Raw genomic sequence first — 24,158 nt, forward strand, 5'->3', positions numbered from 1 at the left:
AAGCGCGCCGCATGCTTCCATCCGATGCGCTTTAGGCGCGGTCGCCGATCAGCGAAATCAGCTGAGCCTTGGGTGCGGCGGTCGCGGCCTCCGCGCCGACGGCTTTGCCGCCTTCCATCGTCACACGACCTTCGGCGAAGAGCCGCAAGGCTTGCGGATAGATCTGGTGTTCGATGGTGAGCACGCGCGCGGCAAGGCTCTCGGCCGTGTCGCCGGAAAGAACCGGTACGGCTGCCTGGCCGATCACCGGCCCCTCATCCATGCCTTCGGTGACGAAATGCACCGTGCAGCCGGCGATCCGCATGCCGGCGTCGATTGCCCGCTGATGGGTATGCAGGCCCGGAAATAGCGGCAGCAGGGAAGGGTGGATGTTGAGCATCCGGCCTTGGTAACGCTGGATGAAAGTTGCCGTCAGCAGCCGCATGTAGCCTGCCAGGCAGAGAATATCGGGTTTTAGCTCGTCGAGCGCCGAAAAGATCGCCGCCTCATGCGCATCCTTGCTGGCGTAGTCCTTGCGGGGAAAAGCGAAGGTGGAAATACCCTCGGCGGCCGCCTTGGCCAGCCCGCCGGCATCCGCCTTGTCGGAGATCACCCCGACGATCTCGGCCGGGTAGTCGGCTGCCTTCGCCGCCGCAACCAGCGCCATCATGTTGGAGCCGCTGCCTGATATGAAGACGACGGCGCGTTTGCGCGGCGAGCTCATATGGCAAGCGTACCCTTATAGACCGTGCCAGCAGCGCCTTCGTCGCGGGCGATCATGCGGCCGAGCGTGATAACTGTCTCGCCCTCGGCTTCGAGCGCCGCGGAAACCGCCGCGACGTTCTCACCGGCGACGACGGCGATCATGCCGACACCGCAGTTGAAGGTGCGCAGCATTTCCCTGGATTCGACGCCGCCCGTCTTGGCGAGCCATGAAAACACCGGCGGCACCTTGACGGCGGCAAGATCGATCTCGGCCGCCAGATGCTTCGGCAGGACGCGCGGAATATTTTCCGGGAAACCGCCGCCGGTAATGTGCGCCAGCGCCTTGATGGCGCCGGTCTCGCGGATCGCCTTCAAAAGCGGCTTCACATAGATGCGGGTCGGCTCGAGCAGGGCTTCGCCGAGCAGCCGGCCTTCGGCAAACGGTGCGGCTGCGCTCCAGTCGAGGCCGGACAGTTCCACGATCTTGCGCACCAGCGAAAAGCCGTTGGAATGGACGCCGGAGGAGGCAAGGCCGAGGATCACATCACCCTCGGCAATATCGCCTGATGGCAGGAGCTTGCCGCGTTCGGCAGCACCGACGGCAAAGCCGGCGAGGTCGTAATCGCCGGAGGAATACATGCCCGGCATCTCGGCCGTCTCGCCGCCGATCAGCGCGCAGCCGGCCTCGCGGCAGCCGGCGGCAATGCCGCCGACGATGGCCGCACCCTGGTCGGGGTCGAGCTTGCCGGTCGCGAAATAATCGAGGAAGAACAGCGGCTCGGCGCCCTGCACCACGAGATCGTTGACGCACATGGCGACCAGGTCGATGCCGACGGTGTCGTGATAGTCGGCATCGATCGCGATCTTCAGCTTGGTGCCGACGCCATCATTGGCGGCGACGAGAACCGGATCGGTAAAGCCTGCGGCCTTGAGGTCGAAGAGCCCGCCGAAGCCGCCGATCTCGCCATCGGCGCCGGGACGGCGCGTCGAGCGCACCGCCGGCTTGATCTTCTCGACGAGGAGGTTTCCGGCATCGATATCGACGCCCGCATCGCTATATGTCAGGCCGTTTTTCCCAGACTGGCTCATGCTGGTCTCCGATGGCTATTTCAGGCGGCAAACGTGCCGCGTCATCTGCCGGTCGCAATTGCATGACAGGGGCTTTTATGCAAGCGTTGCATGGCAAAAGCCCCCAATTTCCCGCGTCTTCCTCCAGCCTTTCGGGGATTTGGCGCGACAGGGTTGACCATCTTTGCGCCTGCATCCTATGTGCTGAATGGCCGCTCCGGTTCGGATGCGGCGTTTGGCGGCGGCGAGTGATCAGCGGGGAAGCGATGCCACAGCATGTCAGCGGCAACAGTCTCAAGCGTCAGATTTTCTTCTGGCTGGTAGTGCTCGTCTTCTTCATCGTCTTCCTTTATGTCTTCAGCTCGATCCTGCTGCCCTTCATCGCCGGCATGGCGATTGCCTATTTCCTTGATCCGGTGGCTGACCGGCTGGAACGCCTGGGTCTGAGCCGCATGATGGCGACCATCGGCATTCTCGTCGCCTTCGTCATCGTCTTCACGCTGGCGCTGATGATCCTCATTCCGGTGCTCATCAGCCAGTTCAACGATTTCGCTCAGCGTCTGCCGGGTTATATCAGCCAATTACAGCAGTTCATCACGCAGGCGCAGAATTCGCTGCTGCCGGACTGGGTCGAGAACCAGATGGGCACGATCAAGGACAATCTGTCCGGCATCCTGTCGGAGGGCATGGGCTTCCTCACCGGGCTCTTCGCGCAGATCTGGAATTCCGGCAAGGCGATCGTCGACGTCATATCGCTGCTCGTGGTCACCCCCGTCGTCGCCTTCTATATCCTGCTCGATTGGGACCGTATGGTTGCCAAGGTCGACCAGTGGATCCCGCGCGACTATGTCGGCGATGTCCGCCAGATCGCCAAGGAGATCGACCAGGCGATCGCCGGTTTCATCCGCGGCCAGGGCTCGCTCTGCCTCATCCTCGGCATCTACTATGCCGTCGGCCTTTCTCTTGTCGGGCTGAATTTCGGCCTGCTGATCGGCCTGTTCGCCGGCATGATCAGCTTCATTCCCTATGTCGGCTCGATGGTCGGCCTCGTGCTCGCCATCGGCGTAGCGCTTGTGCAATTCTGGCCCGATTATCCCTGGATCGGCCTGGTGCTCGCCGTCTTCTTCAGCGGTCAGTTCATGGAAGGCAACATTCTGCAGCCGAAGCTCGTCGGCTCCAGTGTCGGCCTGCATCCGGTCTGGCTGATGTTTGCGCTGTTTGCCTTCGGCGCGCTCTTCGGTTTCGTCGGGCTTCTGGTCGCGGTGCCGGCCGCCGCCGCCGTCGGCGTCCTTGTTCGTTTCGCGCTTTCACGCTACCTTCAGAGCGATCTTTATTTTGGCGGGTCGCTCAGTGGCCGCGCCCGGAAGACGAAATCAGTTCCCAATGAATGACGTGAAAAACGCTGATCCGAAGCGCAAGGCCGGAGAGCAGCTGCCGCTGGTCTTTTCGCACGATGCCGCAAGCGGGCGCGACGACCTCCTGATCTCGGAGCGTCTTGCCGCCGCCGTTTCGATCGTCGATGCCTGGCCGGCATGGCCATCACCGGTCGTCGTGCTTGCCGGCCCCGTCGGCTCGGGAAAATCGCATCTCGCCCGCATCTGGCGGGAATTGAGCGGCGCCGTCGACATCCATCCCGAGCTTGGCTCGGACGCTGCGGTTGCCGCCGCCGCCGGCCCGGTGCTGTTCGAGGATGCCGACCGCCTCGGCTTCGACGACAACGCGCTCTTCCATGTCATCAACAGCGTGCGCGAAAACGGCACCAGCCTGTTGATCACCAGCCGCCTCTGGCCGATGTCGTGGCCGGTTTTGCTGCCCGATCTGCGCTCGCGCCTGAAAGCGGCAACCGTCGTGGAGATCGGCGAACCCGATGAGGCGCTGTTGTCGCAGGTGATCGTCAAGCTCTTCGCCGACCGGCAGCTTTATATAGATGACAAACTCGTGCTCTATATCGTGAACCGGATGGAGCGGTCGCTGAACGCGGCCCAGACGATCGTAGAAAGGCTTGACCGGCTGGCCCTGTCGCGGGGCACGAAAATCACCCGGTCTCTCGCTGCTGAAGTATTGAATGAATTGGGAAATTCGGAACCGGCCGATTGACTGTCACAGTTCCGTCGTCAAACTGATATAATTGCCTTTGGCGATTGAAAACGGGGTAAGCGGACCATGGATAGTGCAGTCGCAGAACATCAGGAACTCACTCCGGAAATCGCCGACAACAACCCCCCGCTGGAAGAGCTGCTCAAGAGCCCCGAGCGCTTCATCAACCGAGAATTCTCCTGGCTGCAGTTCAACCGCCGTGTGCTGGAAGAAACTTTGAATACCGAGCATCCGCTGCTCGAGCGCGTTCGCTTCCTGTCGATCTCGGCCGCCAACCTCGATGAATTCTTCATGGTGCGTGTCGCCGGCCTCGAGGGCCAGGTACGCCAGAACATCGCCATCCGCAGTCCCGACGGCAAGACGCCGGCTGAGCAGCTCGATTCGATCCTGCAGGAGATCGATCATCTGCAGATGGAGCAGCAGGCCTCGCTCGCCGTCCTGCAACAATATCTCGCCAAGGAAGACATCCTGATCGTGCGCCCCGGCGCCTTGAGCGATGCCGACCGCCAGTGGTTGGCCGCCGAATTCGAACAGGCGATCTTCCCGGTGCTGACGCCGTTGTCGATCGATCCTGCCCATCCGTTCCCCTTCATTCCGAATCTCGGCTTCTCGATCGGTCTGCAGCTCGTCAGCAAGAATGGCCGCGAGCCGATGACGGCGCTGCTGCGCCTGCCGGTGGCACTCGACCGCTTCGTCCGCCTGCCGGATGATGGAAACACGATCCGCTACATCACGCTGGAAGATGTCGCCAACATCTTCATCCACCGGCTCTACCCGGGTTACGAGGTGCAGGGCTCCGGTACCTTCCGCGTCATCCGCGACAGCGATATCGAAGTCGAGGAAGAGGCCGAGGATCTCGTCCGCTTCTTCGAAACGGCGCTGAAGCGCCGCCGCCGCGGTAAGGTCATCCGCATCGAGACCGACTCGGAAATGCCTGCCTCGCTGCGTCAGTTCGTCGTTCAGGCGCTCAATATCCCTGACAATCGCGTCGCCGTTCTGCCGGGCCTTCTGGCGTTGAACACCCTGTCCGAGATTACCAAGGCGCCGCGCGAAGATCTCAGGTTTGCCCCTTACAATGCGCGATTTCCCGAGCGTGTCCGCGAACATGCCGGCGACTGCTTCGCCGCCATCCGCGAAAAGGACATGGTCGTCCATCACCCCTACGAATCTTTCGACGTGGTGGTCCAGTTTCTTCTCCAGGCTGCGCGCGATCCTGACGTCCTGGCGATAAAGCAGACGCTTTACCGCACCTCCAACGACAGCCCGATCGTTCGCGCGCTGATCGACGCTGCCGAAGCCGGCAAGTCGGTGACGGCGCTGGTCGAGCTTAAGGCCCGCTTCGACGAAGAGGCGAACATCCGCTGGGCGCGCGATCTCGAGCGCGCCGGCGTGCAGGTCGTCTTCGGCTTCATCGAGCTCAAGACCCACGCCAAGATGTCGATGGTCGTTCGGCGCGAGGAAGGCAAGCTTCGAACCTATTGCCACCTCGGAACGGGCAACTACCACCCGATCACGGCGAAGATCTATACAGACCTGTCCTATTTCACCTGCAATCCGGTCATCGCCCACGACATGGCGAACATCTTCAATTTCATCACCGGCTATGGCGAGCCGGAACAGGGCATGCAGCTCGCGATCTCGCCCTATACGATGCGCCCGCGCATCCTGCGTCACATCGAGGAAGAGATTCAGCATGCCAGGAACGGCGCCCCGGCCGCGATCTGGATGAAGATGAATTCGCTTGTCGACCCCGACATCATCGACGCGCTCTATCGCGCCAGCCATGCCGGCGTCGAGATCGATCTCGTCGTGCGCGGCATCTGCTGCCTGCGTCCGCAGGTGCCCGGCCTTTCGGAAAAGATCCGCGTCAAGTCGATCGTCGGCCGCTTCCTCGAGCACAGCCGCATCTTCTGCTTCGGCAACGGCCACGGCCTGCCGTCCGACAAGGCGCTGGTTTACATCGGCTCGGCCGACATGATGCCGAGAAACCTCGATCGCCGCGTCGAAACCATGGTTCCGCTGACGAATCCGACCGTTCACGAGCAGGTCTTGTCACAGATTATGCTCGGCAACGTGATTGACAATCAACAAAGCTACGAGATATTGCCCGACGGTACGTCGCGACGCATGGAAGTGCGCAGGGGCGAAGAACCGTTCAATGCGCAGCAGTATTTCATGACCAATCCGAGCCTGTCAGGCCGTGGTGAAGCTCTGAAGTCCAGTGCGCCGAAGCTGATCGCCGGCCTGCTCGAAGGCCGCAACAACAAGTAATACTGGACCTAAATGGTTGAATCTGAAGCCCAGGGGCGCCTTCCGGGGATCGCCCCGGTCTCCGTCGTCGATATTGGATCGAATTCGATTCGTCTTGTCGTCTACGAAGGCATGTCCCGTTCGCCAACCGTCCTGTTCAACGAAAAGGTCCTCTGCGGCCTCGGTAAGGGCGTCGCTCTTACCGGCAAAATGGACGAAGAGAGCGTCAGCCGGGCTCTGGCGGCGCTGCACCGATTCAAGGCTTTGTCCGACCAGGCCCGCGCCGCCACCATGTATGTGCTGGCGACGGCGGCTGCGCGCGAGGCGAGCAACGGTCCTGATTTCATCCATCAGGCGGAAACCATCCTTAACCGCAAGGTCCGCGTGCTCTCGGGTGAGGAGGAGGCGAAATTCGCCTCGCTCGGCATCATCAGCGGTTTCTACAATCCTGACGGCATTGCCGGCGACCTCGGCGGCGGCTCGCTGGAGCTGATCGATATCAAGGGTAAGGAGTTCGGCAAGGGCATCACGTTGCCGCTCGGCGGCCTGCGCCTGTCGGAATATGCCGGCGGGTCGCTCTCCAAGGCCCAGACCTTTGCCCGCAAGCAGTTGAAGACGGCAAAGCTGCTGTCGAAAGGCGAGGGGCGTACCTTCTACGCTGTCGGCGGCACGTGGCGAAACATTGCCAAGCTGCACATGGAAATCACCCACTATCCGCTGCACATGATGCAGGGCTATGAGGTGTCGTTCGAAGGAATGATGCAGTTCCTCGACCAGGTGGTGACCGCGCGCGACTCCAGGGAGCCGGCACTGCAGGCCGTTTCCAAGCACCGCCGTTCGCTGCTGCCATTCGGCGCCGTCGCCATGAAGGAAGTGCTGAGTGCGATGAAGCCGTCGCTGATTTCCTTTTCGGCGCAGGGTGTGCGCGAGGGATATCTCTATTCGCTGCTGTCGGAGGCCGAGCGTCGCGCCGATCCGCTGCTTGCCGCCGCCGGAGAACTGGCGATCCTGCGTGCCCGTTCGCCAGAGCATGCCCGCGAGCTGGCGGAATGGACCGGCCGCATGATGCCCCTCTTCGGCATCCAGGAAACCGAAGAGGAAAGTCGCTACCGCCAGGCCGCCTGTCTGCTTGCCGATATCAGCTGGCGCGCCCATCCTGACTATCGCGGCCTGCAGGCGCTGAACGTCATCGCCCACTCCTCCTTCGTCGGCATCAGTCATCCCGGCCGCGCCTTTATCGCGCTTTCCAACTATTACCGTTTCGAAGGCCTGCATGACGACGGCGCCACCGGTCCGCTGGCGCAGATTGCCACGCCCCAGCTCATCGAGCGTGCCAAGCTGCTCGGCGGCATGCTGCGCGTCGTCTACCTCTTCTCGGCCTCGATGCCCGGCATCGTCAAGAACCTGACCTTCCGCAAATCCTCGAGCCCGGACCTCGACCTCGAATTCGTCGTGCCGCCCGAATATCGCGATTTTGCCGGCGAACGCCTGGACGGCCGCCTGCAGCAGCTGTCGAGGCTGACAAACAAGCGGTTGGCATTTCGGTTCGAATAGGCCTGTGCCACGGCACGCAACCTAAGCAGCCAAAAAGCAAAAGGGCGGCGCCTTTGCGCCACCCTCTGCATTTCACATCAGAATTCCGAATTACTTCGCGTCCAGGAACTCGCCGACTTCGAGAAGGCTGAACTCGTTGTTGTCAGCCTTGTCGACGGCGCGGCCGGCCGAGAAGGGCAGGTTGTTGTCGTTGCCGACGATGATGTGCGTGGCGTCGACGCGGTCGACGTTTTCGATCGTCACGAACGGCATGTCGTAGACGCCGTCCTTGCTGCCGGCCTTCTTCTTGTTGTCGGGGTCCTGGATGTTCAGGAGGTCGATATAACCGATCTTGCGGACGGCCTTGCCGACATTGGCATCGTTGAACTCGATCTTGTAGACGCGCTTCAGCTCGGCCGGGGCCTCGAAGCAATCCGGCTTCGGCTGCTTCGGGTCGGCGCAGGCCTTGTCCTTGGTGCCGGCGCCGCTGTCGCGTTCGATAACCAGAGCAGTCGTGTCGTCGAGCATGTTGAAGTCGCCGATCGACACACCCTTGTCTTCGAACGGATAGAGCCAGCTGCGGCCGGTCCACTTCTTGGAGGCGACGTCGAATTCGATGACCCGGATGGCGGTGTGGCCATCGATGGTTTCCATCGTGCCGTCATCCTTGTAGATGGCGCCTTCGAGCAGGCCGTAGAGCTTGGCGCCGTCCTTCGACATGGCGAGGCCTTCGAAGCCGCCGGAGCGCTTCAGATTGAAGACCGGCATCTTCGCGGTCGGGTTGGCCGGAACCGAGAGAAGCGGATTGTCGGGCGAAAGCACCGGCTTGCCGTCGAGCGTCGTCGGGATGACGTCGGTGAGGCGGCCAGATGTGTCGAACTTCAGAATGTAGGGACCGAATTCGTCGCCGAGCCAGAAGCCGTCGGCAACCGGCTGGATCGATTCGATGTCAAAGTCGGCACCGGTGAGATAACGCGTGTCGGTGCCTTCAAGCACGATCGGGAACGGGGCGATCTTGTTGGGATCGGAGAGGAAGAGGTTCTTGACGACTTCAGCCTTGTTGCCGGCCCAGTCGAACTTCATCTGGTGCAGGAAAAGCATGGAGTCCGACGAGTTCGACTTCGAGCCGAAGCCGTTGTCGGAGAGCGTCCAGAAGGTGCCGTCGGTCATCGTCTTGATGCCCGAGAAACCCTGGATCGGCTGGCCGTCGAAGGGAAGCTTCAGATCGGTGACACGGGCGCCGTCCTTACCGGGAACGGTGCCGAGCGCTTCGGTGCGCTTGCGGTCCGGCGTCGTAAACTTGCCGGAATGCTTGAGGAATTCGGGGGTATCGGCCGGTGCCGGAACCATGGTGTTGGCAGGCAGGATCGCCTGGCCGGCGAGCTTGGCCGGGAACTGCTGGTCGGCCGAAGCGGAGGTCGCGAGCAGGATGAAAAGCGATACGGAAGCAAAAAGGACGTTCTTCATAATATCCCCGTGGAACGGATTGCAAAGGCCTTCCGCTTAGCAGGGCTTCCGTGTCAGCGAATTGACGGTTGGGTGAAGCTTTGGTGACGTACTTGCAGCGCCGCGCGTCTCCTCAGATGCGCAGAGGACGCTGCAACACTTTCAATCCTCGCATCGTGCTTTCCGAAAATCGATTCCGATTTTCGGGCCGATGCGGCAGAGCCCTTGCTCAGCCGTGCAGAATGACCGCCGGCGTCTTCAGTACGGTGACCGCGCGCGAGGAAAGCGCCATGACGCCGAGCGCCTGGCCGCGCCCCTTCACGGCGTGGGTGCCGAGATCCTCGCAGGATATGTCGTCGGGAAAGTTCATGCGCCTGGCAAGCTCGGTGGAGATCAGCACCGGTCGGTTCAGGCTGCGGCAGAGCGTTTCCAATCGGGCCGTGGTGTTCACCGTGTCGCCGAAATAGCTGATCTTGTGATGGTCGACGCCGATTTCGGCGGTGATGATCTCGCCGCCGTGAAGGGCGGCGCGCAGCTTCGGCACCTGCCCGTAACTCTTCCGCCAGCCCGCGGCATTGGCTTCGATATCGGCGAGGATATCGAAGATGCAGCGCACGCAACGCGCATCCTTGACACCGCGGGCGAGCGGCCAGGTGATGATCGCCGCATCGCCGACATAGTCGTTGATCATGCCTTTGTGGCGCCTGACGGGCTCGGCAAAGGTCGCAAACAGCGAGCTCAGCAGCTGCTGCGCCCGGAGGTCGCCGTGCTTTTCGGCAAAGGCCGTCGAATCGACGAGATCGATGAACAGGAAGACACGTTCTTCCCTAACCGGATTGCGGTAGCGGCTGACGAGCATGCTAAGGAAAACGTCGCGGCCGAGCAGCTCTCGCACGCGCAAGACGAAGATCATCAACGCGCAGACCGCCAGCGCATAGAGGAAGACCTCGAACGGCATGATGACGAGATCGAGGAGCGACGGCGGCTTCAGCATGCCGACGGACCAGAGCAGCAGGCCGGCGCAGGCAAAGCCGATGCTCATCAAGATCTCGTAGATCACCAGCTCGGTGATGATGAAGGCGAAAGTCGGCAGCTTCTGGATGCGCCTGTAGAGCGTGCGCAACAGCACCTTGCGCTCGAAGGCGAGGATCGGCATGCCGATGAAAAGCGCGAAGATCGCTCCGATGACGGGCGTCTGGTTGGAATAGAACATGGAATCATAGATGACGCCGCTGGCCGCAAGGACGATCGCGATCAGGATCCAATTCTGCGTCGGAGATATTTCCCGCATGCCGCCTCTGCGCCGTGATGTTACTTCCCACCATTGTTTCAGGCCGGAAAAAACCGTCAAGCGAATTCGAAACCACAGCATCCTTGGCGTGTCTTTTCAGATGCGCTAGCACACTGCAGCACTTTGAATTGCTGCATAATTTTATCCTTAAATCGATGCCGATATAAGGAATTAAGTAGCAGCCTCAGAGGCTGACGGTTTCGACCTTCCGGTCGACGAAGCGCAGGGCGATCTGACCCTGGATCAGCTGCAGTGCCGGCTCGCCGAAAAGATCACGCCGCCAGCCGTGCAGGGCAGCGACTTCGGCCTTTTCGCCTTCGGCGGCGATCCTGTCGAGATCCTCGCTGTTGGCGATCACCTTCGGCGCCACGCCGTGTTTTTCCGAAATCAGCTTCAGCAGCACTTTCAACAATTCGACGGCAGCAGCGGCCCCTTCGGGCGCCTGCGCTTGGCGTGGCGCATGCGGCATATCGGCCTTCGGAAGAGCGAGCGCCGTGTTGACGGCTTCGATGACTGCTGCGCCGGAAGTCGAGCGCTCCCAACCCTTTGGAATGGTGCGCAGACGGCCGAGCGCCTCGGTATCCTTGGGCTGTTGCTGGGCGATCTCGTAGATCGCATCATCCTTCAGCACCCGCGACCGCGGCACGTTGCGGGCCCGCGCCTCGCGTTCGCGCCAGGCGGCGACATATTTCAGGATCGCCAGCTCCTGCGGCTTGCGCAGACGCATCTTCAGCCGCTGCCAGGCATCGTCGGGATGCATGTCGTAGGTTTCGCGCGACTCGAGAATGTCCATTTCCTCGGAGAGCCAGGAGCTGCGGCCTTCGCGATCGAGTTCCGCCTTCAGCGACAGGTAGACGTCGCGCAGGTGGGTGACGTCGGCCAGCGCATAATCCAGCTGTTTGTCCGAGAGCGGCCGGCGGCTCCAGTCGGTGAAGCGCGACGATTTGTCGATATGGACGTTCTTGATGCGGCTGACCAACTGGTCATAGGAGACGCTGTCGCCGAAGCCGCAGACCATGGCGGCGACCTGCGTGTCAAAGATCGGATGCGGAATGAGATTGCCGCGATTGAAGATGATTTCGATGTCCTGGCGCGCCGCATGAAAGACCTTCAGCACCTTCGGATCGGCCATCAGCTCGAAGAAGGGGGCGAGATCGATGCCCTTGGCCAGCGGATCGACGAGAACTTCGGTCGTCGGGCTTGCCATCTGGATCAGGCAGAGCTCCGGCCAGAAGGTCGTTTCGCGCAGGAATTCGGTGTCGATGGTGATGAAGTCGGACTTGGCCAGCTCTTTGCAGGCGGCCGCCAAATCGGCGGTGGTTTCGATCATATCATTTCATTCGCAAGGAAAAGGTCGGTTAAACCTTCCTTCTCCTTTCGGTTCGATATGTCAATACAACAGCATACGCTTCGAGCATTGCTGGCTAAGAATCACGTCCAAACTGAGGCAAGGCGCGACCGCAGGCGCGAAGCGGAGCCGCAGTCGCGACGAAAGCGCACTGCCTCAGCTTACCCTGAGATAGCTCGTCATCCCCGTCTTCTGATGCTCGATGATATGGCAATGCAGCAGCCAGTCGCCGGGATTGTCGGCGACGAAGGCAAGCTGCACCTTCTCGTCCGGCTGGATGAGATAGGTATCGGACACCAGCGGCATCACCTCCCGCGTCGAGGAGGAGATCACCGTGAAGCTCATCCCATGCAGATGGATCGGATGGGCATGCGGCGTGGTATTTTCCAGATTGAAGACATAGCTCTTGCCGAGCTTCAATTCCGCAAGCGGCGCCGTCGGATCGGGCGTATCGCCCGGCCACGGCACCTTGTTGATTGCCCAGAAACTGTAGCCCAGCGTGCCGCAGATGCTTTCGACGGCGGCATTCTCGGCGGTAGCGCTCAGTATCAGCGGGATCTGCTCGGCGGCGGAAAGATCGGCCTTCGGGACGGGATTGTCGACAAGCGGCCTGAGATCGCCGATATCGCGCTTCAGTGATGATCCGACCGCGCGCAGGCTGGCGATCGTCTTCGGCGCGGTGCCGCGGATATCCTCGAGCGTCGCGACCGCACCTTCACCATCCGGCATGCGCACGGCAAGGTCGAGCCGTTGACCCGGCCCGATCTGCAGGAGGTCGAGGGAAAAACGCTTCGGCACCGGATTGCCGTCGATCGCAATCACGGTCGCATCGGCGCCTTCCATCTTTAGCGAGAAGATCCGCGTCACGTCGGTTACGGCGATGCGCAGCCGCACCAGCCCGCCGGCCGGCGCATCATATCGCGGTTCCTGGTGCCAGTTGGCGGTGCGCACCGTGCCGTAGGTGCCGGTCTTGGCCGCGTCGCGTGGCCGGAAGGGAGCGATGAATTGCCCGTCGCCGCCGAGCCGCCAGTCACGCAGGTTCAGCACCACCTCGGCATCGATCTCCGGATCGGCTGGGTCCTCGACGACGATGACGCCGGTCATGCCGTGGCCCATCTGCGTCAGCGTGTTGCAATGCGGATGATACCAGAAGGTGCCGGCATCGGGCGGCGTGAAGGCATAGTCGAAGCTGTCGCCGGTATAGATGTAGGGCTGCGTCATGAACGGCACGCCGTCCATGCGATTATCGATGCGAAGCCCGTGCCAGTGGATCGTCGTCGGCTCGTCGAGCTCGTTTTTCAGCCGCGCCGCATAGGGTCGCCCCTTTGTCATCCTCAAAACCGGCGGCATGCCGTCATGGCCCCAGCTCATGATATCCCTGGTCGGTCCCGCCTCGGTCAGCATGGCTTCGGTCTTCACCGCCGTCAGCAGCTGCGGCTCGGGAGCCGCCTCGGCAAGCCCGAATTTACCGGCAACGCCGATGCCGACACCATAGGCGCCCGCGACAGCGGATGCCTTCAAGAGGTTGCGGCGGGTCAGGAGAGGCATCGGCATGCTCCACGATGAGAATGTCGATCCTTTTAAAGTTGACCGACATCTTCAGCAATACGGGAAGCGCGGCCAAACTGCGGCAGCATACCGGTCGCAGCCTTTCCATAAACGCGTGTCAAACGCTCGGTTGCGCGCGCCAAGCCTTGACAAATCGGAGCGTCCATGCGCTTTTCCGCCCGATTTTCTTGTCGGCGCTTGAGGGTCTTGGAACCCTTGCTGCCGTCTTAAGCCACATGCCAGGATTTGAGATCATGCATCGCTATCGCAGCCACACATGCGCCGCCCTCCGCAAGTCGGATGTCGGCTCGACCGTCCGTATCTCCGGCTGGGTTCACCGCGTTCGCGACCATGGCGGCGTTCTCTTCATCGACCTTCGCGACCATTACGGCATCACCCAGGTCGTCGCCGATCCGGACAGCCCGGCCTTCAAGATGGCGGAAACCGTCCGCGGCGAATGGGTCATCCGCATCGACGGCCTCGTCAAGGCTCGCTCTGAAGACACCGTCAACAAGACCATGGCAACCGGCGAGATCGAACTCTACGCGCAGGAGATCGAAGTCCTCTCCGCCGCCAAGGAATTGCCGCTGCCGGTCTTCGGCGAGCCGGACTATCCCGAGGACGTCCGTCTCAAATATCGCTTCCTCGATCTTCGCCGCGAAACGCTGCACCGGAATATCGTCAAGCGCACTCAGGTCATCTCGGCCATGCGCCGCGAAATGGGCAATGTCGGCTTCACCGAATATACGACGCCGATCCTGACGGCCTCCTCGCCGGAAGGCGCACGCGACTTCCTCGTGCCCTCCCGCATCCATCCCGGCACCTTTTATGCCTTGCCGCAGGCGCCGCAGCAGTACAAGCAGCTTCTGATGGTTGCCGGTTTCGACCGCTACTTCCAGATCGCGCCGTGCTTTCGCGATGAAGATCCGCGCGCCGATCGCCTGCCGGGCGAATTCTACCAGCTCGACCTCGAAATGAGCTTCGTCACCCAGGAAGATGTCTGGGACACGATGGGTCCGCTGATATCAGGCATTTTCGAAGAGTTCGCCGAAGGCAAGCCGGTCACCAAGGAATGGCCGCGCATCCCCTATGACGAGGCGATCCGCAAATATGGTTCGGACAAGCCGGACCTGCGTAACCCCATCGTCATGGAAGCGGTCACCGAACATTTCGCCGGCTCCGGCTTCAAGGTTTTCGCAGGCATGATCGCCTCTAACCCGAAGGTCGAGATCTGGGCTATTCCGGCCAAGACCGGCGGTTCCAGAGCGTTCTGCGATCGCATGAATGCCTGGGCGCAGTCGACCGGTCAGCCTGGCCTCGGCTACATCTTCTGGCGCAAGGAAGGTGACAAGCTCGAGGGCGCCGGCCCGCTTGCAAAGAACATCGGCGAGGAGCGCACCGACGCGATCCGTACCCAGCTCGGCCTCGATGACGGTGACGCCTGCTTCTTCGTTGCCGGCGATCCGGCCAAGTTCTACAAGTTTGCCGGTGAAGCCCGCACCAAGGCCGGCGAAGAGCTGAACCTTGTCGATCGCGACCGTTTCGAACTTTGCTGGATCGTCGACTTCCCGTTCTTCGAATGGAGCGAGGAAGAAAAGAAGGTCGATTTCGCGCACAACCCGTTCTCCATGCCGCAGGGCGGCCTCGACGCGCTTCAGAACCAGGATCCGCTGACCATCAAGGCGTTCCAGTATGACGCCGTCTGCAACGGCTTCGAAATCGCCTCGGGCTCGATCCGTAACCAGTCGCCGGAAACCATGGTCGCCGCCTTCGAGAAGGTCGGCCTCAGCCAGCAGGACGTCGAGGATCGTTTCGGCGGCCTCTACCGTGCCTTCCAGTACGGCGCGCCCCCGCATGGCGGTGCTGCTTTCGGCATCGATCGCATCGTCATGCTGCTCGTCGGCGCGAAGAACCTGCGCGAAATCTCGCTGTTCCCGATGAACCAGCAGGCCCAGGATCTGCTGATGGGCGCGCCGAGCCCGGCAAGCCCGACCCAGTTGCGCGAACTCTCGATCCGGCCGATCCCGCCGGTCAAGAAGGACTGAGATCGTCTGATCCCGAATGCAAAAGCCCGGCAACTCGCCGGGCTTTTTGTTTGGTTCGATCGCTTACAATGCCGCGTAGATCGCCTCGCGAAGATCGACCGTGAACTTGCCCCACATGCCCTCCAGCGCCGTGTTGGTCAGAGCAACGACGGTCAACCCGTTGACCGGGTCGATGAACCAGCTATGTCCGTAGACGCCGCCCCATTTCAGCGTGCCTTGGGGGAAGGGGACGTCTGCCTCGACCGGATTGGTGATAACAGACCAGCCGAAGCCAAAGCCGGAGCCTGGTTCATGCTGCTGGCGGTGTCCGCCGGCCTGGTCCGTCATCATCATCCCTACGGTTTCGGTCGAGAGCAGCGGTGCGCCACCTCTGCGGATGGTATCGAGTATGGCGAGCACGTCACGCGCCGTTCCCGCCATGCCGGCGCCGCCGGAATGATAGGAGGCGGGGTCGAAGATGCGGTTCGGCGCGAAGCGGATGGGACCCATCAGCGACATCACCACCGCATTCTCGCCCATCAGCGCGGGTTCCGGTGAAGCGTTCATATAGGTCGCTGCCAGCCGGCTGCGGTCGCGAACCGAAAACGCGGTATCGGCAAGGCCAAGCGGTTTCGTCACCAGATCGGCGACGGCCTCGCCCAGCGGCACACCCGTTTCCGCCTCGATGACGCCGCCCAGAACATCCATGGCGACGGAATATTGCCAGTCGCTGCCCGGCGCGAAGCGCAGTGGTGCACTGGCGATCCGCCGCAGGTTCTCGGCCAGCGGCAGTCCGGGCTCGGCGAGGCCGTCGGAAACGCCGGCGCGGGCATAGGAACCGCCGTCCTCTTCGGAGAAGCTGTAGCCGAGGCCGGATGTATGGGTCAGCAGGTGGCGGATGCGAATGGTTGCTTCGCCGCCGTCGGGCAGCCTCGGCCGGAAGTCCGGCAGCCATCTCGTCACCGGGTCGTCGAGCCCGATTCTTGCCTGCTCGACGAGCCGCATCGCGGCGATGGTGACGATCGGCTTGGTGATGGAAGCAAGCCTGAAGATGGTGTCCTCACGCATCGCCAGACCGCTTTCGCGGTCGGCAAGGCCGGCGGAGCGGCGATGCGCGATCTCTCCGTCGCGGGCGACGAATACCACCGTTCCCACAAGCCGTTTGTCGTCGAGCGCGCTTGTGATTGCCGCATCGACTGCTGCAGCAAGCGATGAATTCTGGTCGGCATCGGCCATTTCGAGGGGAAGACTCATCAGATTAAACCTTCTATAATCACAATGACCGTTCCTGAATATAGAAAGCCGTTTCGAATTTCTAGAGTGATCATTGTGAAAAATAGCCGAGACGTGGAAAATTCTACCGCCCGACGCCGCGGCCGTCCGCCGGCCTTCGACCGCGAGACAGTGCTGTCGGCTGCCCGCGAGACCTTCTGGGCGCATGGATATGAGGGCGCCTCGATCGCCGATCTCACTGCCGCCATGGGCATCACGCCGCAAAGCCTCTATGCCGCCTTCAACTCGAAGGCCGATCTCTATCGAGCGGCGCTGGAGCAATACCGAGCGCTAGGTTCCGACACGTTTTCCGCGCTTGGCGAGCCGATCGACACCGTCTCCGCCTTCGAGCGCATATTGCGGGGCTCGGCCGCGATTTTCTCGGCTCCGGAGCATCCGAAAGGCTGCATGATCTCGACGGCTGTGCTGAACTGCGCCAGCGAGAACGAGGTGATCGCCGACCATGTCGCAGCGATGCGCCGTCGGTCGCTGGACGCTTTCACGGCGAGGATCGAGCGTGGCATCCGCGAGGGCGACATGAAGCCAGAGACGACCCCCCGCGCGCTGGCACGGTTCCTCGGTGCCATCATCCAGGGCATGTCGGTGCAGGCGAGGGACGGCGCATCGCTGGAGGAATTGCTTGATATCGCAGTCCTCGCCATCGCCGAGGTCGCCCGTCATCGCGCCTGAAAACGAAAAGGCCCGACAACACTGGATTGCCGGGCCTTTCGTCGCAAGATCGAAGCGATCAGTCGTTGGCGGTAACCTTGACGCCAAGCACCTGCGGCAGCGTGTTCGGAGCGCCCATGGCGGCGCCCACGATCGTCGGGAACGGCACCGGCTTTTCAGGAGCGGCCTTGACGGTCAGGCTCTTCGGGTCGTCGAGGAAGGTGTTGACCGCTGCCGAAACGGCGTTCTGCAGTTCCGGGATATTGAGCTGCGCCATCATGATCGGCGTCATCGCCTTCAGCGAATCCGCCATCTGCTTGCCCGACATGTTCTGCTGCGAACCGGCATAATCCAGCGCACGCTTGGTGATCGAGGCATCTTCAAAGCGCACTTGCGCGGCCTCGAAGGACAGCTGCTGCATCAGGCCGAGCATGGCAAGACCGAGCGCCTGCTGCGATTCTTCCTTGTTCGCACTGGCTTCGGATTGCTTCATCGCATCCTGCAGCGACTTCACGAAGGCCATCGTGTAGCCCGAGATCTTGAAGCCAAGGTTCAGCTTGCCGATGTTGGTGAAGTCGAAGGCGAATTCCGAAATGTCGATCGTGCCGGGGGCAAGTTCCCAGGCGCCCTTCATGGTGATATCGCCCTGGATGTGTTGCAGGGCCAGCTTCTCGATCGCGTCCTTGCTCTGCGGATCCTCGGCTTTGCTGAGATCGGCCTTCATGCTTTTGAAGGCGCCGTCGAAATCGAAGCCGGATTCGTCTTCGCGCAGTGTCAGATTGACGTCGCTTTGCAGCAGCGAGAACAGTTCGGCGCCGTCCTTGACGACCTTCAGCGGGCCGGTATGGGCGGTTTCGTAGAGCATCATCGTATCGAGCGTGTCGCCGCCCGCCGTTGCCGGGATCGAGATGCCGCCGAGCGTCAGCTCCTGCGCCGTTACTGTGACGCCGTCTTTCGTCTTGTTAATGTCGGGGAATGCGGCTTCTTCGATGTAATAGCCGCCATCCTCGTCTTCTTCGACGCCGGAAAGTGTGACTTCGCCGATGGGCAGGCTTTCGCCGCCAGCCGACTTGACGGTGACATTCTTCAGCGTCGCGGTCGTGCCGTCGATATCGACGGCGTCAGCCGAAATCGTTCCGCCCTGTACGGCATAGGCGGCATTGAGCTTCTTCAGCAGATCGGCGCCGTCGAGGGCGAAAGCCGAACCGGCGAGCGAGAAAAAAGCGGCGCCCGACAGCATCAGCCGCGTTGTCCGGGAAAAGTTCATGGGGTGATTCCTCTGGTGGCGGTTGGAAATCTGCAGTTACGCTACTACGGATTAGGCCCGCTTTATATTTGCGGATCTCTAAAATTCTGTTGAGAGGAACGGCAAACGAAGTCCAAATTGCGGCGGAACGTTTGTCTCATCCTTTGATGTCAGTCCCAAGACTTCATCCACAGCCGTAATGGCCCGGATTCCTTGCCCGCCGGCCTCTTCTGAGCTAGTCAGGACCTATGGGACAAGAGATTTTGCCGCCTTCCGGCGGAGACGACGATCACATCCAACCGGTCGACCTCAAGGCGGCGCTCGAGCAGCGTTACCTTGCCTATGCGTTGTCGACAATTATGCACCGCGCCCTGCCTGACGTGCGCGACGGGCTGAAGCCCGTCCATCGCCGCATCGTCTATGCGATGAACGAGATGGGGCTGAGGCCGAACTCGGCCTTCAGGAAATGCGCCAAGATCGTCGGCGAGGTGATGGGTAACTACCATCCGCACGGCGACCAGTCGATCTACGACGCGCTTGCCCGTCTCGCCCAGGATTTCTCTCAGCGCTACACGCTGGTCAACGGCCAGGGCAATTTCGGCAATATCGACGGCGACAGCCCCGCCGCCATGCGTTACACCGAATCGAAGATGACAGCGGTCTCCGAACTGCTGCTCGAAGGCATTGATCAGGATGCCGTCGATTTCCGCGACACTTACGACGAATCGAATTCCGAGCCGGTCGTCCTTCCCGGCGCCTTCCCGAACCTGCTCGCCAATGGCTCCTCCGGCATCGCCGTCGGCATGGCGACCTCGATCCCGTCGCACAATGCTCATGAGCTTTGTGATGCTGCCCTGCATCTGATCAAGCATCCGGATGCGACCGTCGAAAAGCTGGTCGAATTCATTCCCGGCCCGGATTTCCCCACCGGCGGCATCATCATCGACAGCCGCGACAGCATCATCGAGAGCTACCGCACCGGCCGCGGCGGTTTCCGCGTGCGGGCGAAATGGCAGACGGAAGATCTCGGCCGCGGCGGCTACCAGATCGTCATCACCGAAATTCCCTTCCAGGTGCAGAAATCGCGGCTGATCGAGAAGATCGCCGAGCTGCTGATCGCCCGCAAACTGCCGCTGCTGGAAGATATCCGCGACGAATCGGCCGAGGACATCCGTGTCGTGCTGGTGCCGAAGACCCGCAGCGTCGATCCGACGATCCTGATGGAATCGATGTTCAAGCTGACGGAGCTCGAAAGCCGCTTCCCACTCAACATGAACGTGCTCTCCATGGGCCGCATCCCGCGGGTCATGGCGCTGAACGAGGTCCTGAGGGAGTGGCTGGACCACCGCCGCGAAGTTCTGCAGCGCCGCTCGCGCTTCCGTCTGGCCGCAATCGACAGGCGCCTCGAAATCCTCAGCGGCCTGCTGGTCGCCTACCTCAACATCGATGAGGTCATCCGCATCATCCGCGAGGAGGACGAGCCGAAGCCGGTCATGATGGCGCGCTGGGATCTCACCGACAATCAGGTCGAGGCGATCCTCAATATGCGGTTGCGCGCCTTGCGCAAGCTGGAAGAGTTCGAGATCCGCAAGGAATTCGACGAACTCACCAAGGAAAAGGGCGAGATCGAGGCGTTGCTTTCCTCCGACGACAAGCAATGGCAGACGGTCGCCTGGGAGATCGGTGAGGTGAAGAAGAAATTCGCCAAGGCGACCGAGGTCGGCCGCCGCCGTACCCAGTTTGCCGACGCACCTGAGACCGACGAGGAAGCAATCCAGCAGGCGATGATCGAGAAGGAACCGATCACCGTCGTCATTTCCGAAAAGGGCTGGATCCGCGCATTGAAGGGCCATATCGCCGATACGGCGACGCTGACCTTCAAGGAAGGCGATGGCTTGAAGATCGCCTTCCCGGCGCAGACGACGGACAAGATCCTGATCGTCACCACAGGCGGCAAGGCCTTCACGCTCGGCGGCGACAAGCTGCCGGGCGGCCGCGGTCACGGCGAGCCGCTGCGCATCATGGTCGATATGGATAACGACCAGGCGGTGCTGACCGCTTTTGTCCATGATCCCGCGCGCAAGCAGCTGATTGTCTCCACAGCCGGCAATGGTTTCGTTGTTCCCGAAGCCGAGTTGGTCGCCAATACCCGCAAGGGCAAGCAGATCATGAACGTCGGGCTGCCCGAGGAAACCCAGCTGCTCGTGCCCGTCGCTGGCGACCATGTCGCCGTCGTCGGCGAAAACCGCAAGCTGCTGGTCTTCCCGCTGGCGCAAGTGCCGGAAATGTCGCGCGGCAAGGGTGTGCGTCTGCAGCGTTACAAGGATGGCGGCATTTCCGACGTCCGCTGCTTTTCGATATCAGACGGCCTCGTCTGGGAAGACAGCGCCGGCCGCACCTTCACGAAGAACAAGGACGAACTTGCCGAATGGTTGGCCGACCGCGCCACCGCCGGCCGCACCGTGCCGAAGGGCTTCCCGCGCAGCGGCAAATTCGCCGGCTGAGGCACGTCAGCACCGCGCGTCTTTTCAGACGCGCAAAGAACGCTGTAAAACTTAGATGCAGTAAATTCCGCGCCCGACTCTTGGCGGGCGCGACAATTCCTCTATCTCAACCCTGTTAGCAAAAATATGAGCAGGCCGGCTCCGGAGGCGGACGGAATGGCCGCAGGCCGCGCACGGGAGGAGTGTGCGCGCCATTACCGGAGGAAAACAGATGCCCGCCAGCACCATCAAACTGCATGTCAGCCAGACCTATAGGGTGCCGCCCGCCGTCGTGTACGACGCCTGGCTCAACCCCGAAATCGCCCGCCGCTTCCTGTTTGCGACCGATGACGGTCACGTCATCCGCGCCGATATCGATCCGCATGTCGGCGGCCGTTTCTTCGTCGTCGACCGCCGCCCGACCGGCGACGCCTTCCACCAGGGCGTCTTTCTGGAACTGAAGCGCCCGCAGCGCATGGTCTTCAGTTTCTCCGTCGAGGAGCACGACCACAATTGCGACCGCGTCGAAATCAACATCGAGCCTCTCGGCGGCGGCAGCCGTCTGACGCTGACCCACGAAATGTGCGCCGAATGGGCCGAACACGAGGAAAAGACCCGGCAAGGCTGGGCGCATGTGGTCGAAGGGCTTGGGAGAGAACTGGAGCAGCAGCAGTTTAAGGCTACGGGTTGAGCGGTATGGTGAAATCTCGAAGGAAGCGGGTCGCGCCTTCTTCGTCGATCTCGCCGGCGGCTACCTCTAGTACAAATGCAATGACCTGCGCGTTGTCGGCATTGATGACATAGCGGTTGATGTAGAGAAACGTAAACGCCGCGAGATAGCCGGTACGCTTGTTTCCATCCACGAATGGGTGGTTTCTAACAATGGCATAGAGATAGGCTGCGGCGAGTACGAAGATGTCGGTCTCGCCGTATGCAGCTTTGTTAAGCGGCCGTGCCAAGCTGGTTTCCAATGCATTGGCATCCCGCAGGCCAGGCAGACCGCCATGCTCAGCGATTTGCTCATCGTGCATATTTTCAATCGCTTGGCGGCTCAGCCACTTAAGCCGTATCATTTCGCGAGTTCGCGGAGTGCCACCCGATATTTTTCCATGCCGATGCGGGCCGCCCGCATTTGCTCGGCAAGATCCGCCGATTCCGGTACAAGCTGAATATTACCCTCGATCTCTCGCAGTTCGAGGCTGTCGCCGCTGCTCAGGCCCAACCGCTGCAGCACCTCTTTAGGGATGATAATACCCTCGGAATTGCCGATCTTGCGGATCGTGACGTTCATCGCTTCATCCTCTGTGTGGTAACGGAGTTATAACATGAGGCCGAGCAGGCGACAACGTCCTAGCCTGCCATTTGCCTGATGCTTTTCCTCCGCACCATCCAGGCGGAATGCGCCGCGATCGCCGCCACCAGGATGCCGCCGCCGACCAGTGTCATCTTCGTCGGCGTTTCGGCAAAGATCAGCCAGACCCAGATCGGTGCGAGCACGGTTTCGAGCAGGTAGAACATGCCGACTTCAGGCGCCGAGAGGTAACGCGGTCCGGTCGCCAGGCACCAGAGGGCAAGCGGCATCATCACCGCACCGTTGAAGAGGATCCAGGCGGGATGCTCGATCGAAAAACCGCCTGCCGGCATGACCGAGATCAGGCCGACCGCCGCCGGCAGCACCGTCGAAAGCAGCGAGACGAAGCCCATCTCCCGGCGCGAGGCGCGGCTGAAGGTGATGGCGGCGGCAATGATGAAGGCGGTCAGCAGCGCCATGATATCGCCGAAGAGATGGCCGCCCGAAAGCCCATCCCGCACGATCAGACCGACGCCGAAGATCATCGCCGCCATGGCGATCAGCGTTGCTAGCGCCGGCCGCTCCTTGAGGAAAATCCACGAAAGAAGGGCGGCGAACATCGGATTGAATGCGACGATGAATACGACATTGGCCGTCGACGTGTTGAAAACGGCAAGAAGGAAGACCACCGTCGTCAACCCGTAGAGCAGGCCGGTGACGAGGCCCGGCCAGCCCGGCACGAGCACTGGCCATCGCCCGTTGGCGATCCTGAGCACTGTGGCGACCAGAAGCGTCACGCCAAGGGTCGCGATGCTTCTCGCCGCAAGGATCGACCACAGCTCGCCGTCGGCGAGTCTCATGAGCGGGATATCCACGGAAAGCGCCAGCCCGCCGATCGCCGTCAGCAGCAGGCCCTTCCGATGGCCGGAAAGAGCGGTGGGGAACATTCAGTCGTGGGTGCTCTCAGGCATGGACGAGGGATCGAAGCGTTCCCAGCCGCGCGGGGTCAGATGCTCCTGCGGCTGGAAACGCGTCTTGTAGTCCATTTTCCGCGACCCTTGAACCCAGTAGCCGAGGTAGACATGCGGCAGTCCCAACGCTTTCGTGCGCCTGACATGGTCGAGAATCATGAAAGTGCCGAGCGAACGCCGTTCAAGCGCCGGATTGAAATAGGAATAGACCATCGACAGCCCGTCGCTCATCGTGTCGGTGAGGGCGGCGGCAAGCAGCTCGCCCTTTGGCCGCTGCTCCAGTCCGGAGCCTTCCTCGCGCCGGCGATATTCGATGATTCTCGTATTCACATGTGTGTCTTCCACCATGATTGCATAGTCGAGCACGGTCATGTCGGACATGCCGCCCTGCTGGTGGCGAAAATCGAGATAGCGTCGGAAGAGGGAATATTGTTCGCTGGAAGGCTGGGCTGCGAATTCGGTGGCGATGACGTCAGAATTGGCGGCAAGCACCCGTTTCATCGATTTCGTCGGCTCGAATTCCTGGGCGAGAATTCGCACGGAAACGCAGGCGCGACAGGATTCGCAGGCCGGGCGATAAGCGATGTTCTGCGAGCGGCGGAAACCGCCTTGCGTCAGGATGTCGTTCATCTCGGCGGCGCGCGGGCCGACCAGATGGGTGAACACCTTGCGTTCCATCTCATGCGGCAGGTACGGACACGCAGCCGGAGCCGTCAGATAAAACTGCGGTGATGGCGTCGTCTGCGTATTCATTTGTCGCGGAAATTTCCTTGTCGAGACCGTGCCGTTTCCTGACAGCATGACCTAAGAATAAAAAACGTCAACAGCGGGGGCGCTTTTCGCCCTTCATATCAGTCTTCTGATTTTAAATATGGAGCGCCGGCGCCCGTCGGCAAAGAGAAGGCGGAGACTTTATTTCGTCTCCGCCCCGGGATCG

The 24,158-nt window shown here is 61.4% G+C and carries 20 protein-coding genes; 8 read left to right on the top strand and 12 right to left on the bottom strand.

Annotated elements, in window-relative coordinates:
* Positions 1-31: 31 nt before the first annotated feature.
* Positions 32-703 (bottom strand): phosphoribosylglycinamide formyltransferase, encoded by a 672-nt coding sequence (gene purN, locus CUJ84_RS06335; RefSeq protein WP_105005609.1) that lies wholly within the window; start codon positions 701-703, stop codon positions 32-34.
* Positions 700-1,773, bottom strand: a complete 1,074-nt coding sequence (purM, locus tag CUJ84_RS06340; protein WP_105005610.1) for a phosphoribosylformylglycinamidine cyclo-ligase — start codon at positions 1,771-1,773, stop codon at positions 700-702. The genes purN and purM overlap by 4 nt, the downstream gene beginning before the upstream one ends.
* 245 nt (positions 1,774-2,018) lie before the next feature.
* Here purM and CUJ84_RS06345 point away from each other — a divergent pair, with 245 nt between their 5' ends.
* The 4 genes from CUJ84_RS06345 to ppx all read left to right on the top strand — a co-directional run bounded on the left by CUJ84_RS06345 (position 2,019) and on the right by ppx (position 7,653).
* Positions 2,019-3,143, top strand: coding sequence for an AI-2E family transporter (locus tag CUJ84_RS06345; protein ID WP_105008104.1), 1,125 nt, complete (start codon positions 2,019-2,021; stop codon positions 3,141-3,143).
* On the top strand, positions 3,136-3,849 hold the full coding sequence (hdaA, locus tag CUJ84_RS06350; RefSeq protein WP_018241492.1) for a DnaA regulatory inactivator HdaA: 714 nt from the start codon (positions 3,136-3,138) through the stop codon (positions 3,847-3,849). The genes CUJ84_RS06345 and hdaA overlap by 8 nt, the downstream gene beginning before the upstream one ends.
* 66 nt (positions 3,850-3,915) lie before the next feature.
* Complete coding sequence (locus CUJ84_RS06355) at positions 3,916-6,120, top strand: RNA degradosome polyphosphate kinase (protein ID WP_105005611.1); 2,205 nt, start codon at positions 3,916-3,918, stop codon at positions 6,118-6,120.
* 12 nt (positions 6,121-6,132) lie between these two features.
* Positions 6,133-7,653 carry an exopolyphosphatase gene (gene ppx / locus CUJ84_RS06360; RefSeq protein ID WP_105005612.1) on the top strand — a complete coding sequence of 507 codons (1,521 nt, stop codon included), beginning with the start codon at positions 6,133-6,135 and terminating at the stop codon, positions 7,651-7,653.
* A 90-nt stretch (positions 7,654-7,743) separates the two neighbouring features.
* On the opposite strand, the gene CUJ84_RS06365 is transcribed toward ppx, so the two are convergent.
* From CUJ84_RS06365 to CUJ84_RS06380, 4 genes are all read right to left on the bottom strand, one after another.
* Positions 7,744-9,099, bottom strand: a complete 1,356-nt coding sequence (locus CUJ84_RS06365) for an esterase-like activity of phytase family protein (protein WP_105005613.1) — start codon at positions 9,097-9,099, stop codon at positions 7,744-7,746.
* A gap of 208 nt (positions 9,100-9,307) precedes the next feature.
* A complete protein-coding gene (locus tag CUJ84_RS06370) occupies positions 9,308-10,369 on the bottom strand; it encodes an adenylate/guanylate cyclase domain-containing protein (RefSeq protein ID WP_105005614.1) in 1,062 nt (353 codons plus the stop codon).
* A 184-nt stretch (positions 10,370-10,553) separates the two neighbouring features.
* On the bottom strand, positions 10,554-11,699 hold the full coding sequence (gene rnd / locus CUJ84_RS06375) for a ribonuclease D (protein WP_105005615.1): 1,146 nt from the start codon (positions 11,697-11,699) through the stop codon (positions 10,554-10,556).
* A gap of 174 nt (positions 11,700-11,873) precedes the next feature.
* Positions 11,874-13,265 (bottom strand): multicopper oxidase family protein, encoded by a 1,392-nt coding sequence (locus tag CUJ84_RS06380; RefSeq protein WP_105005616.1) that lies wholly within the window; start codon positions 13,263-13,265, stop codon positions 11,874-11,876.
* Positions 13,266-13,519: 254 nt separating this feature from the next.
* Between CUJ84_RS06380 and aspS the strand changes: the two genes are divergently transcribed.
* The gene (aspS, locus tag CUJ84_RS06390; RefSeq protein ID WP_105008105.1) at positions 13,520-15,310 is read left to right on the top strand and encodes an aspartate--tRNA ligase; all 1,791 of its coding nucleotides are present in this window, start codon (positions 13,520-13,522) and stop codon (positions 15,308-15,310) included.
* A 63-nt stretch (positions 15,311-15,373) separates the two neighbouring features.
* Here the strand turns inward: aspS and CUJ84_RS06395 are convergent, their stop codons facing one another.
* Positions 15,374-16,543, bottom strand: coding sequence for a serine hydrolase domain-containing protein (locus CUJ84_RS06395; RefSeq protein WP_105005617.1), 1,170 nt, complete (start codon positions 16,541-16,543; stop codon positions 15,374-15,376).
* Positions 16,544-16,609: 66 nt separating this feature from the next.
* On the opposite strand from CUJ84_RS06395, the gene CUJ84_RS06400 reads away from it, so the two are divergent.
* Positions 16,610-17,251, top strand: coding sequence for a TetR/AcrR family transcriptional regulator (locus tag CUJ84_RS06400; protein ID WP_105005618.1), 642 nt, complete (start codon positions 16,610-16,612; stop codon positions 17,249-17,251).
* Between the two features lie 58 nt (positions 17,252-17,309).
* Here CUJ84_RS06400 and CUJ84_RS06405 read toward each other — a convergent pair whose 3' ends face one another.
* Complete coding sequence (locus CUJ84_RS06405; RefSeq protein ID WP_105005619.1) at positions 17,310-18,497, bottom strand: hypothetical protein; 1,188 nt, start codon at positions 18,495-18,497, stop codon at positions 17,310-17,312.
* Between the two features lie 227 nt (positions 18,498-18,724).
* On the opposite strand from CUJ84_RS06405, the gene parC reads away from it, so the two are divergent.
* Positions 18,725-20,980: a DNA topoisomerase IV subunit A gene (gene parC, locus CUJ84_RS06410; RefSeq protein WP_105005620.1), complete on the top strand. Its 2,256-nt coding sequence runs from the start codon at positions 18,725-18,727 to the stop codon at positions 20,978-20,980.
* Between the two features lie 211 nt (positions 20,981-21,191).
* A complete protein-coding gene (locus CUJ84_RS06415; RefSeq protein WP_047621585.1) occupies positions 21,192-21,650 on the top strand; it encodes an SRPBCC family protein in 459 nt (152 codons plus the stop codon).
* On the opposite strand, the gene CUJ84_RS06420 is transcribed toward CUJ84_RS06415, so the two are convergent.
* The 4 genes from CUJ84_RS06420 to CUJ84_RS06435 are packed head-to-tail and all read right to left on the bottom strand — an operon-like array spanning position 21,640 to position 23,974.
* The gene (locus CUJ84_RS06420) at positions 21,640-22,032 is read right to left on the bottom strand and encodes a type II toxin-antitoxin system death-on-curing family toxin (RefSeq protein WP_105005621.1); all 393 of its coding nucleotides are present in this window, start codon (positions 22,030-22,032) and stop codon (positions 21,640-21,642) included. The genes CUJ84_RS06415 and CUJ84_RS06420 overlap by 11 nt on opposite strands.
* Positions 22,029-22,250, bottom strand: coding sequence for an AbrB/MazE/SpoVT family DNA-binding domain-containing protein (locus CUJ84_RS06425; RefSeq protein WP_105005622.1), 222 nt, complete (start codon positions 22,248-22,250; stop codon positions 22,029-22,031). The genes CUJ84_RS06420 and CUJ84_RS06425 overlap by 4 nt, the downstream gene beginning before the upstream one ends.
* Before the next feature lie 59 nt (positions 22,251-22,309).
* Entirely contained in the window at positions 22,310-23,197 is an 888-nt protein-coding gene (locus CUJ84_RS06430) for a DMT family transporter (protein ID WP_105005623.1), read from the bottom strand.
* Complete coding sequence (locus CUJ84_RS06435; RefSeq protein WP_025394017.1) at positions 23,198-23,974, bottom strand: arginyltransferase; 777 nt, start codon at positions 23,972-23,974, stop codon at positions 23,198-23,200.
* Positions 23,975-24,158: the final 184 nt, after the last annotated feature.

The organism is Rhizobium leguminosarum (assembly GCF_002953715.1).
In the GTDB taxonomy this organism is placed as follows: domain Bacteria; phylum Pseudomonadota; class Alphaproteobacteria; order Rhizobiales; family Rhizobiaceae; genus Rhizobium; species Rhizobium leguminosarum_V.